The sequence below is a fragment of the Micromonospora jinlongensis genome (genome assembly GCF_013410645.1).
Taxonomy (GTDB): domain Bacteria; phylum Actinomycetota; class Actinomycetes; order Mycobacteriales; family Micromonosporaceae; genus Micromonospora; species Micromonospora zamorensis.
The window spans coordinates 270,940-284,053 of sequence record NZ_JACCHK010000001.1 but is presented as its reverse complement, the minus strand read 5'-3'; the positions used below and the strand labels follow the sequence as shown (position 1 = coordinate 284,053).

Sequence of the window (13,114 nt, the reverse complement as noted above, 5' to 3'; positions counted from 1 at the left end):
CAGGTCAGAGGGTCGCGGTCAGCCAGTCGTGCACTGTCTGCGCGGTGCGGTCGACCTGGTCGCCGACCATGGTGAAGTGGTTGCCGGTGGCGTCGGCCACCGTGTGCGGGTGCAGCCAGGACGGCCGCCAGTCGCGGTCGTCCGGCACCGTGCCGAGGGGTTCACCGGCGCGGACCAGCAGGGTCGGTGCGCTGGTGGGCAGCGGTTCGAAGTCGCCGTAGTGGCGCACGTAGGACGCCCAGGCGAGATACCGCTGATCGGCCACGCCGGCGTCGTCCAGGTCCAGGCCGTCGAGCAGTTCGGGTATCCACCGGCCGAGCACCGCGTCGGCCGGCGGGTAGGAGTCGAGCAGCACCACGGCGGCGGGATTGACGCCGTCGGCCTCCAGCTCGGCGGCGAGGGCGTTGGCGACCAGGCCGCCGGCCGAGTGTCCGAGCAGGATGAACGGCTCGGTGCCGACGTCCGCGCGGATCGCCCGGACCTGGAGGCGCAATGCCGCGGCCAGGTCGGCGGGGGCCGGCTCGTCCTCCTGGTAACCGGGGTTGACCAGGGCGGAGATCTGGTACCGGCCGCGCAGGGCGCCGGCCAGCCGGGCGTACTCCTGCGGGCCGGCCATCAGCGAGGTGGTGCAGCAGGCGATGACCCGTGGGCCGCCGCCGTCCTCGGCCAGGCGCGCCAGAGCGGGTACGGCCACCCGCCCCTCGTCCACGTCGGCTGCGGTGAAGCTCGGCCGGTACTCGGCCAGCCGCATCAGCAGTGTCGTGAACTCGTGCAGGTCGTCGCGGTGCCGCGCCTGCCGGAACATCACGTCCAGCGTGGGGGCCGGCGAGGCCGACGTCGTCCCGGCCATTTCCGCCATCAGGTGCCGGGCCAGCCGGTCCGGGTCCTGGTGAGCGAAGAGCAGACCGGGGGCCAGGGTGAGGCCGGTGGCGGCGCTCAGACGGTGGCGGATCTCCTGCGCGATCACCGAGTCGACGCCGAGTTCGAGGAAGTCTCGCCCGGGCCGGATGGACTCGATGCCGGAGTAGCCGAGCATCTCGGCGGTCTCCTGCCGGATGAGGTCGCGGACCTCCTCGAACGCGGAGTCCCGCGACAGGACCGGCGCCGACGAGACGACCGGCGGCTGCTCGGCGGGTGCCGCGGCGGTCGGCATGGCGACCGGCTCCAGCGCCGGCCAGTAGTGCTGCCGCTGGAACGGGTAGGTGGGCAGGTCGACCCGCACGGTTCCGGGCAGCAACGCCGCCCAGTCCAGTCGTACGCCCCGGCAGTGCAGTCGGGCGAGCGCGGTGACCAGGGCCTCGGCCCCGTCCCCGTCGCGTCGCTGCGCGGCGACGAACAGCGGGGCGCTGTCCCGGTCGGCGCCCTCGACGCAGTCGGCGCCCAGCGGGGTGAGCACCGCGTCCGGGCCGATCTCCAGGTAGGCGCTGACGCCCCGCTCGTGCAGAGCCCGGATGCCGTCCGCGAAACGCACGGTGGCGCGGATCTGGTCCACCCAGTAGTCGGTGCCGAACTCGGCGACGTCGCCGCTGACCGTGGAGATGACCGGGATGCGGGCGGGCGCGTGGATCAGCCCGCCGATGGTCCGGGCGAAGTCCGCGGTCATCGGTGCCATCAGCGGCGAGTGCAGGGCGTGCCCCACGTCCAGCTTCCGGGTCTTGCCGAACCGGGCGACCACCTGCTCGACCGCCTCCGCCGCACCGGACACCACCACCGACTTCGGCCCGTTCACCGCGGCGACGGACACCACCGCCTCGTGTCCGGCGAGCGCCTCGCGGACCTCCGCCTCCGTCGCCCGGACCGCGACCATGACGCCACCGGCCGGGAGTGCCTGGATGAGCCGCCCCCGTGCCGCGACGAGCGCCGCCGCGTCGGGCAGTGACAGCACCCCGGCCACGTGCGCCGCCGCGATCTCCCCGGTGGAGTGGCCGATGAGCTGATCCGGGACCACTCCGAACGACGTGACCAGGCGGTACAGCGCGACCTCGACGGCGAACAGCGCCGCCTGGGCGTACCCGGTCCGCTCCAGCGCCGCCTCGTCGTCGAGGATCACCTCCCGGATCGGCCGGTCCAGGTGCACGTCGAGTTCGGCGCACACCGCGTCGAACGCCTCGGCGTACGCCGGGAAGGTGGTGTAGAGGTCCCGGCCCGTACCGGCCCGCTGGGCGCCCTGGCCGGAGAAGACGAAGGCCACCTGCGGCCGGGCGGTCGCGAGGTCGCCCGGGTCGGTCCCGTCGGCGATCCGGGCCAGCGCCGCGGTCAGGCTGTCCGTTCCGGTGCCGACCGCAACCGCCCGGTACTCGAAGTGCGACCGGGTGACCGCGAGCGAGCCGGCCACGTCGGCCGGGTCCAGGTCGGGATGTCCGGTCAGGTGGTCCAGCAGCTGCGCCGCCTGGGCCCGGAGCCCGGCGGGCTCGCGGGCCGAGACCGGCCAGGCCAGGACGCCGTGCGCCGCACGGGTCCCCGGGGTGGCGATCCGGTCCTCTTCCTCCGCGGGCTGTTCGAGGATCACGTGGGCGTTGGTGCCGCTCACCCCGAACGAGGAGACGGCGGCGCGACGCGGCCGACCCGTGGTGGGCCACGGGCGCGCCGAGGTGAGCAGTTCGACGGCTCCGGCGGACCAGTCCACCTGCGGGGTGGGCCGGTCGACGTGCAGGGTGGCCGGCAGCACGCCGTGCCGCATCGCCTGGATCATCTTGATGATGCCGGTGACCCCGGCGGCGGCCTGGGTGTGGCCGATGTTGGACTTGATCGAGCCGAGCCACACCGGCTGGTCGGCCGGCCGGTCCTGGCCGTACGTGGCCAGCAGCGCCTGCGCCTCGATCGGGTCACCCAGCCGGGTGCCGGTGCCGTGCGCCTCCACCACGTCGACGTCGGCCGCGGTCAGCCGGGCGTTCGCCAGCGCGGTCCGGATCACCCGCTGCTGGGCGGGGCCGTTCGGGGCGGTCAGGCCACTGGACGCGCCGTCCTGGTTGACAGCGCTGCCGCGCAGCACGGCGAGCACCGGATGGCCGTTGCGGCGGGCGTCGGACAGCCGTTCCAGCAGCACCATCGCGGCGCCCTCGCCCCAACCGGTGCCGTCGGCGGCGGCGGCGAACGACTTGCAGCGGCCGTTGGCGGCGAGCCCACCCTGCCGGGAGAACTCGACGAAGACCGACGGGGTGGCCATCACCGCGACGCCGCCGGCCAGCGCCAGACTGCACTCGCCGTCGCGCAGGGACTGGGCGGCGAGATGCACCGCGACCAGCGACGACGAGCAGGCGGTGTCCACGGTGAGCGCCGGGCCCTCCAGGCCGAACGTGTACGAGATCCGCCCGGAGACCACGCTCGCCGAGTTGCCGGTGCCGAGGTGCCCGTCGAAGCCCTGCGCCAGGGCGGCGACCAGCACGCCGGTGTAGTCCTGGTTGTTGGTGCCGGCGAAGACGCCGGTGCGGCTGCCCCGGGCGGTGGCCCGGTCGATCCCGGCCCGCTCGAAGGTCTCCCACGCGGTCTCCAGGAGCAGCCGCTGCTGCGGGTCCATGGCGATCGCCTCGCGCGGCGAGATACCGAAGAAGCCGGGATCGAAGTCCCCCGCGTCGTAGAGGAACGCGCCGGCGCCGGCGGTGCTGAGCTCGGACAGGGCAGCCAGGTCCCAGCCCCGGTCGGGCGGGAACTCGCCGATCGCGTCCCGGCCGTCGGTCACCAGGTCCCAGAGCTGCTCGGGGCCGCGGATCCCGCCGGGCAGCCGGCAGCCCATCGAGACGATCGCGATCGGCTCGGGCGCGGGCGGGGCCGCCGGGACGGCGTTGCGCTGCTTCAGCCGCTTGTTGTCGGCGAGCGCCGCACGCAGCGCCGCCACCACCTCGTCGTAACTCGTGGCCATCGTTTACTCCCCGTCAGCTCTCGGTGCCGTCGAGGGCGAGGCGGACCAGCTCGCTGACATCGAGCTCGGCCAGGTCCTCGCCGTCGTCATCGGTGGCCGGCGGCGCATCCGGCGCCTCCGACCCGGTCTGTGCCAGGCCGAGCAGGGTGTCCAGCAGGCCGGCCGCGCGCAGCCGCTCCACCGGGATCCGGGACAGGACCTGTCGGACCTGCTGCTCCTCCGGGTCCCCGCCCGCCTCCGGGCCGGCCAACTGGTCGAGCACGTGCTCGGCCAGGACCAGCGGTGACGGGTAGTCGAAGATCAGCGTCGCGGGCAACGGCAGGCCGAGTTCGGCGGAGAGCGCGTTGCGCAGCTCCACCCCGGTCAGCGAGTCGAAGCCGAGTTCCAGGAATCCACGGTCGACGTCGACGCCGCCGGGGGCGGTGTGCCCCAGCACCCTGGCCGCGTTCTTGCGGATCAGATCGAGCACGACCCGTTCCCGCTCGGCTGCCGGCAGGCCGGTCAGACTGCGGCGCAACGCGTCGGCGTCGGCCGCGCTCTCGGCGCCCGGCGCGGCGGCGGTGAGCGCCGCCCGCGCCTCGTCGATCTCGTCCAGCAGCCGGCCGGAGCGGACCGCCTGGAACGGCAACGCGAACCGGGCCCAGTCGACGTCGGCGACGGCGAGCGCCACCTCACGGTCGTCGATGGCGGCGGCGAGCGCCTCGATCGCCGACTCCGGGTTCATCACCGGCAGGCCACGGCGGCGCAACTGCTCCTGAGCCGGCCCTTCGGCCATGCCACCGTCGCCCCACGGACCCCAGGCCACCGCGGTACCGGCGAGGCCGCGACCACGCCGAGCCTCGGCGAGGGCGTCGAGGTACGCGTTCGCGGCCGCGTACGCGCCCTGGCCGCCGCTGCCCCAGATCCCCGCGATGGAGGAGAAGAGCACGAACGCGTCGAGCGGCCGTTCGCCGAGCAGTGCGTCCAGGTGCACCGCACCGGCGATCTTGGCGCGGACCACGGAGGCGAACTCGTCCAGATCGGTGTCCCGCAGCGATCCGGGGGTGCCGATGCCGGCGGCGTGCACCACAGCGGTCAGCGGCAGGTCGGCGGGGACACGGTCGAGCACGCCGGCCAGCGCGTCCCGGTCCGCGACGTCGCAGGCCTCGACGGTGACCCGGGCGCCGAGCGCGGTCAGCTCGCCGGTCAGGTCGGCCACCCCGGGTGCGTCGGCGCCCCGGCGGCTGAGCAGGAGCAGGTGCTCGGCTCCTCGTTCGGCGAGCAGGCGCGCGACCCGCCCGCCCAGCGCTCCGGTGCCACCGGTGATCAGGACCGTGCCGCGCGGACGCCACTGCGGACCCGGTGTCGTGCTGCGCGGGTGGCGGACCAGGCGGCGACCGAAGATCGCCGAGGCGCGGACCGCCACCTGGTCCTCACCGCCTCCGGCGCCGGCACCGGCCAGCACGGCGCAGAGCCGTGAGCCGGCGCGGTCGTCGAGCAGGGGCGGCAGGTCGACCAGACCGGCCCACAGCCGTGGCTGTTCCAGGGCGGCGACCCGGCCGAGGCCCCATACCTGCGCCTGGGCGGGCGCGGCGACCCGCTCGGAGCCGCCGATCGCGACGGCGCCGCGGGTCACGCTCCACACCGGAGCGGTGGCGCCGAGCTGGTCGAGGGCCTGGACCAGCGTCACCGTGCCGGCGACGCCCCTGGTGAGGATCGGGTGCGTGGGGTGCGGCTCCTGGTCGAGGGCGAGCAGGGACAGGATGCCGTGCACCGGGCCGTGTTCGTCGAGGGCCGCGCCGAGTCGCGCGGCGGTGCCGGCCCGGGTCAGGTCGGCTGGCGTCAGCGTGACGGTTCCGGTCGCCGCACCGTGTCGGCGCAGCACGGCGGCGAGTTCCGCCGTGGGGTGTTCCGGGGTGCTGACCAGCAGCCAGGTGCCGGTCAGGGTGGGCGTCCCGGTCGAGGACAGGGGCCGCCAGCGTACGCCGTAGCGCCACCCGTCGATCGTCGAGCTGCGCCGGGCCTGCCGCCGCCAGTCGGAGAGTGCCCGGACGACCGCCGGGAGGGTGGCGTCGGACGGCAGGGCGAGTTCGGCGCTGATGCCGTCGAGGTCCGCACGCTCGATGCGGTCCCACAGGTGCTCGTCGTTGTCGGCGGCGGGCCGGGCCCAGGAGACCGACCCGGGCCAGTAGTGCTGCCGTTGGAAGGCGTAGGTGGGCAGGTCGACCCGACGCGCCCCGGGGTGCAGGGCGGCCCAGTCCACCGCGACGCCTCGGACGTGGAGCTGGGCGAGCGCGGTGCGCAGGGCGGTGGGCTGGTCCCGGTCGGATCGTTGCACCGGCACGAACACCGCGTCGGTCACGCAGTCCGCGCCCATCGCCGACTGCACCCCGTCCGGGCCGATCTCCACGAACGTGGTGACGCCCAGACCTTCCAGGGTGGCGATGCCGTCGGCGAAGCGAACCGCTTCCCGGACGTGCCGCACCCAGTACGCGGCGTCCTGCGTCTCGGCGATCTGCCCGGTCACGTTGCTGACGACCGGAATCCGCGGAGACGCGTAGGTCAGCGTCTCCGCAACCCGTGCGAACTCCGCCAGCATCGGCTCCATCAACACCGAGTGGAACGCGTGACTGACCTTGAGCTGCTTGGACTTCTCGAACTGGGCGGCGACGGCCGCCACCTCGTCGGCGGCACCGGACAGCACCACCGAGCGAGGACCGTTGACCGCCGCGACGGACACCCCGTCGACCAGCAGCGGCAGCACCTCCGCCTCGGTGGCCCGCACCGCCACCATGACGCCACCAGCCGGCAGGGCCTGCATCAACCGGCCGCGCGCCGCGACCAGCTTCGCCGCGTCCGTCAGGGACAACACCCCGGCCACGTGGGCGGCGGCGATCTCACCGATCGAGTGCCCCACCAGATAGTCGGGGGTGGCGCCCACCAGGCGGTACAGCGCGACCTCGACAGCGAACAGGGCGGCCTGCGTGTAGACCGTCTGGTCGAGGTCGCCGCCGTCGGCGATCACCTCGCGCAACGGCCGGTCCAGATACAGATCCAGCTCCGCGCAGGCGGCGTCGAACGCCTCGGCGAACACGGGGTACGAGGCGGCCAGTTCCAGGCCCATGCCCGGGCGCTGCGAACCCTGACCGGAGAACACGATCGCCGTTCTGCCCCGCACCACCGAACCGGTGATCGGAGCCGGTGATCCGGCGGCCACCGCCGCCAGCTCGGCACGGCCGAACACCGCGGCACGATGCCGGTGCTGGGTTCGGGTGGTGGCGAGGGAGAAGCCGACGTCGTAGGGGTCCAGCCCCGGGTGCTCGTCCAGGTGGCCGAGCAACCTCCCGGCCTGGTCGCGCAACCCCTCCTCGGTCCGTGAGCTGAGCAACCACGTGGCGGGGCGCTGCGGGTTCGTGGCGGGGGCGGCGGTCGCCGGGGCCGGGTCGCCCTCCAGCACGACGTGGGCGTTGGTGCCGCTGATGCCGAACGACGACACCGCTGCGCGGCGCGGCCCGGCACCCTCCCACGGCAGGGACCGGTCGAGCAGCGCGACCGCACCGGACTCCCAGTCCACCTCGGCGCTCGGCTGGTCCACGTGCAGCGTCCGGGGCAGCACCCCGTACCGCATCGCCTGGATCACCTTGATCACTCCGGCGACACCGGCGGCGGCCTGGGTGTGGCCGATGTTCGACTTGATCGAGCCGAGCCGCAGCGGGCGGTCCGCCGGTCGGTGCTGCCCGTACGTGGCGAGCAGCGCCTGGGCCTCGATCGGGTCGCCGAGCCGGGTGCCGGTGCCGTGCGCCTCCACCAGGTCCACCTCGGAGGGTCGCAGCCCCGCGTCGGCGAGAGCGGCCCGGATCACCCGCTGCTGGGCGGGGCCGTTGGGGGCGGTCAGCCCGTTCGAGGCGCCGTCCTGGTTGATCGCGCTGCCGCGTACCGTGGCGAGGATCTGGTGACCCGCGGCCAGCGCCGCGGATCGGCGCTCAAGCAGCAGCATGCCCGCGCCCTCACCCCAGCCGGTGCCGTCGGCGCCGTCGGCGAACGCCTTGCAGCGGCCGTCGGCGGCGAGCCCGCGCTGGCGGCTGAACTCGACGAACCGGCCCGGGGTGGCCATCACCGTGACGCCGCCGGCCAGCGCCTGGCGGCACTCGCCCTGGCGCAGCGACTGGGCGGCGAGGTGCAGCGCGACCAGCGACGACGAGCAGGCGGTGTCGATGGTGACGGCCGGTCCCTCCAGGCCGAGAGCGTAGGAGATCCGGCCGGAGGCGACACTGCCGGCGTTGCCGGTCATGGTGTGCCCCTCGACGCCTTCGGTGGAGCCGTAGAGCAGGGCGCCGTAGTCCTGGCCGTTCGAGCCGACGAAGACGCCGACCTGCTCGCCTCGGGCGGTCGACGGGTCGATGCCGGCGTGCTCGAAGGCCTCCCACGCGGTCTCCAGCAGGAGCCGCTGCTGCGGGTCCATGGCCAGGGCCTCACGCGGTGAGATGCCGAAGAACTCGGGATCGAAGGCGGCGGCGCCGTAGAGGAAGCCGCCCTCGCGCACGTAGCTGGTGCCGGCGTTGTCCGGGTCGGCGTCGTAGACGCTGTCGACGTCCCAGCCGCGGTCGGCGGGGAACGTGGAGATCGCGTCCACCTCGCCGTGCACGAGCTGCCACAGCTGGTCGGGGTTGTCCGCGCCGCCGGGGAAGCGGCACGACATGCCCACCACGACGATCGGGTCGTCCTGGTCGGCGGCGGTGGAGGCGTTCGGGCCGGCATCCGGGCCGGCATCTGGCTCGGCGGCAGCGTCGGCCCCTCCGGCGAGCAGGCCGCCGAGGTGGGCGCCGAGAGCGAGGGCGCTCGGATGGTCGAAGATCAGGGTGGCGGGCAGCCGCAGGCCGATGGCCGCGCCGAGCGCGTTGCGCAGTTCGACAGCGGTGAGCGAGTCGAACCCGAGGTCACGGAAGGCGCGCTCCGGTTCCACGCCGTCGACGCCGGAGTGGCCGAGGACCGCCGCGGCGTGCCCGCGGACCAGCTCGACCAGGGCTGCGGCGCGGTCCCGGGCGGTCATCGACCGCAGCCGCCGGGTCAGGTCGCCGGACGGGTCGGTTCCGGTGCTTCCGGCGGCTTCCCAGAGGGTGGCGAGGGTGGGGTTGGGGCGTACGGCGGTGAAGGTAGGGGCGAACCGCTGCCAGTCCACGTCGGTCAGGGCCAGGGCCGACTCACCGGCGCCGATCGCGGCGGCGAGACCGGTGAGGGCCAGCGCCGGGTCCATCGCGCCCAGTCCGCCCCGGCTGAGCCGCTCCCGGCGTACGGCTTCCTCGGCGAGGCCACCGTCGCCCCAGCGGCCCCAGGCGATCGAGGTGGCCGGCAGGCCGGCGGCGGCCCGCTGCTCGGCCAGGGCGTCGAGGTACGCGTTCGCGGCGGCGTACGCGCCCTGCCCGGCGTTGCCGAGGGTGCCGGCCAGCGACGAGAACAGCACGAACGCGGTCAGGTCCCGGTCCCGGGTGAGGTCGTGCAGGTGCTGGGCGGCGACGGCCTTCGGGGCGAGCACCCGCTCGATCCGGTCCCGGTCGAGGCTGCCGAGCGTGCCGTCGTCCAGGACGGCGGCGGTGTGGAAGACGGAGGTCAGGTCCGCCAGGCCGTCGATCAGGGTGCGCAGGGCGTCCCGGTCGGCGATGTCGCAGGCGGTGATGGTGACCCGGGCGCCGGCCTGCTCCAACTCGGCTTGCAGGTCGTCGGCGCCGGGGGCGTCCGGGCCGCGCCGGCTGGTGAGCACCAGGTGCTCGGCGCCGTTGCGGGCCAGCCAGCGGGCGGTGTGCGCGCCGATCGCGCCGGTGCCGCCGGTGACCAGTGCGGTGCCCGACGGCGACCACTCGGGGGTGGCGCCCTGCGGGGCGCGGGTCAGCCGGCGGGTGTAGAGGCCCGAGGCGCGGACGGCGAACTGGTCCTCGTCGTCGCCGGTGGTGAGTGCCGCGACGAGCCGGGCGGCCGACCGGGAGTCGGGCTGCGCCGGCAGGTCGATCAGGCCACCCCAGCGGTGCGGCTCTTCGAGCGCGACGACCCGGCCGAAGCCCCAGAGCGCGGCCTGCGTGGGCGCCGGGGCGGCGTCGGAACGGCCGACCCGGACGCCGGAGCGGGTGGCGAGCCAGAGCGGGGCGGTGACGCTCGCGTCCGCGAGACCGTGCAGCACCGTTGACGCGTCGTTTACCGCGTCGGCGGCCTCGGCGGCGGGCAGGGAGAGCAGGGACAGCACTCCGTCGACGGGTGTCGCGCCGATGGAGGCGTTGACCGCGTCGGCGAGGGCGCTCCGGTCGATCGGGCCGGGGGCGATGGCCACCGGTACGACTCGGGCGCCGGCCTGTGCGAGGGCGTCCTCGACGGCGTCCGACCAGGGTTCGCCGGCAGGGCGCAGGAGCAGCCAGGTGCCGGTGAGGGTGTTCTCGGCCGGGGTGGTCCTGCTCTGCCAGGTGACCCGGTACCGCCAGTCGTCGAGGGTGTGGTGCTCGCGCTTGCGGCGGCGCCAGGCGGTGAGGGCCGGCAGCAGCTCGCCACCGTCGCCGGTGATGCCCAGCGGGGTGAGGTCGCCGTTCTCGACGGCCTGCCAGAACTCGCTGTCCACCGGGTCGGCCGCGCTGATCGCGCTGCCACGGGTGGGCCAGTAACGCTCGTGCTGGAAGGGGTAGGTGGGCAGGTCCACGACCCGGGTGGCCGGGATGATGGTGCTCCAGTCGACCGGCGCGCCCCGCACCCACGCCTCCGCAAGGGACCGTACGACCTGTTCGGGGCCGCCCGCGTCACGGCGCAGCGTGCCGATGGTGGTGGCCTCGATCGCGCCGGCGAGCACCGGGTGCGCGCTGACCTCGATGAAGATCCGGTGCCCGGCCGCCTGCGCCGCCGCAACCGCCAGGTCGAGACGCACCGGCTGACGCAGATTGCGATACCAGTAGCCGGCGTCCATCGCACCGCCGTCCTCCACAGTGGAGAACACGAGCACCTCGCCGGCCAGCAGCTGCACCCCGTCGAGGACACGGGTCAGCTCCGCTTCCACCGGTTCGACCAGAGCGCAGTGCGAGGCGTAGTCGACCTTCACCCGCCTGGCCCGCACCCCGGCCGCCTCAGCGGCGGCCAGGAACGGATCCAGGTCGGCCCCGGCGACGGCGACGCTGGTCGGACCGTTGACCACCGCGACACTCACACCGTCGGTCAACAGCGGGGTGACCACGTCCAGGCCGGCGTTGACCGACACCATCCCGCCAGTGCCCGCGATCGACAGCAGAGCCTTGCTCCGCAACGCCACAACCCTCGCCGCGTCACTCAGTGACAGCACTCCGGCCACACAGGCCGCCGCGATCTCCCCCTGCGAATGACCGATCACCGCATCCGGGGTCACACCCCTGGCCCGCCACACCTCCGCCAGGGACACGTGCACCGCCCACAACACCGGCTGCACCACATCCACCCGCTCCAACGGATCGTCCGAGCGCAACACGTCGAGGAGGTTCCAGTCCACGAACGGAGAAAGCGCCGCCGCGCACTCCGCGATCCGCGCCGCGAACACCGGCTCGGCATCCAGCAATGCTGTGGCCATGCCGACCCACTGCGAACCCTGACCCGGGAACACGAACACCACACCCGAGTCCGGGTGGGCCGCACCGGAGACGACCGAACCCGACGGCAGACCGTCCCGGAGGGCGGACAGGCCAGCGGAGTGGTCCGGGCCGAGCACGACCGCCCGGTGGCTCAGCACCGACCGGGTGGACAGCAGCGAGTACGCCACCGCGCCCGGATCCGCCGTCACCCGCGACAACCGCTCCGCCTGCCCGCGCAGCGCCTCGGGCGCCGCCGCCGACAACAGCCACGGCACGTCCGGCGCCGTCCCGACGGGTTCGTCGACCGGCGCGGCCGGCGCCTCCTCGATGATCACGTGGGCGTTCGTGCCGGACACCCCGAACGACGACACCCCGGCCCGGCGAGGACGCTCCCCCGCCGCCCACGGGCGCGGCGACGTCAGCAGCTCCACCGCACCATCGGACCAGTCCACCTGCGGCGTCGGCTCGTCCACGTGCAGGGTCCGCGGCAACGTCTCATGACGCAGCGCCTCGACCATCTTGATGATCCCGGCGACCCCAGCGGCGGCCTGCGTGTGCCCGATGTTCGACTTCACCGACCCCAACCACAACGGCTGGTCCGCCGGGCGCTCCCGGCCGTAGGTGGCGAGCAGCGCCTGCGCCTCGATCGGGTCGCCCAGCCGGGTGCCGGTGCCGTGCGCCTCCACCACGTCGACGTCCGCCGCCGAGAGCCGGGCGTCGACCAGTGCCGCCTGGATGACCCGCTGCTGCGACGGCCCGTTCGGGGCGGTCAGCCCGTTGGACGCGCCGTCCTGGTTGACGGCGCTGCCGCGCACCACGGCGAGCACGGGATGCCCGTTGCGCTGGGCCTCGGACAGCCGCTCCAACAGCAGCACACCGGCGCCCTCGGCGAAGCCGGTGCCGTCGGCGGCGCCGGCGAAGGCCTTGCAACGGCCGTCGGCGGCCAGGCCGCGCTGACGGGAGAAGCCGACGAACAGCGACGGGGTGGCCATCACCGTCACACCGCCGGCCAGCGCGAGCGAGCACTCACCGGCCCGCAGCGCCTGCGCCGCCAGGTGGAGCGCGACCAGCGACGACGAGCAGGCCGTGTCGACGGTGACCGCCGGCCCCTCCAGGCCCAGCGAGTACGACACCCGGCCGGAGATGACCGCGCCCGCGTTGCCGGTGGCGAGGTAGCCCTCCAGGCCCTCGGACGCACCCATCAGCATGGCCGCGTAGTCCGAGCCGTTGGTGCCCGCGAACACGCCGGTCGGCGACCCGGACAGCGACGCCGGGTCGATGCCGGCCCGCTCGATGGCCTCCCACGACACCTCCAGCAGGAGCCGCTGCGCCGGGTCCATCGCCAGGGCCTCGCGCGGGCTGATGCCGAAGAAGCCGGCGTCGAAGTCACCCGCCCCGCTGAGGAACCCGCCCTCGGCGGCGTACGACGTCCCCGGGTTGTCCGGGTCGGGGTCGAACAGCGCCTCGGTGTCCCAGCCCCGGTCGGCCGGGAACGGCGTGATGCCGTCCCCGTCCGCCGCGACCAGGTTCCACAGTGACTCCGGGGAGTCCACGCCACCGGGGAACCGGCAGCCCACACCGATGATCGCGATCGGTTCGTCGGCGCGTACCTCCAGGTGCCGGATACGCTCCTGGGCGGTTTCCAGGTCGGCGGTGACCCGCTTGAGGAAGTAGCGCAACCGCTCTTCGTTGGCCATCGGTAGGT

At 74.4% G+C, this 13,114-nt stretch carries 2 pseudogenes; both read right to left on the bottom strand.

Going from position 1 to position 13,114, the window contains the following annotated elements:
* Positions 1-4: 4 nt before the first annotated feature.
* Positions 5-3,847 (bottom strand): annotated as a pseudogene (locus tag HNR22_RS00975) (type I polyketide synthase); the annotation flags it as partial.
* Between the two features lie 25 nt (positions 3,848-3,872).
* Positions 3,873-13,106 (bottom strand): annotated as a pseudogene (locus HNR22_RS30770) (type I polyketide synthase); the annotation flags it as partial.
* Between the last annotated feature and the right edge of the window lie 8 nt (positions 13,107-13,114).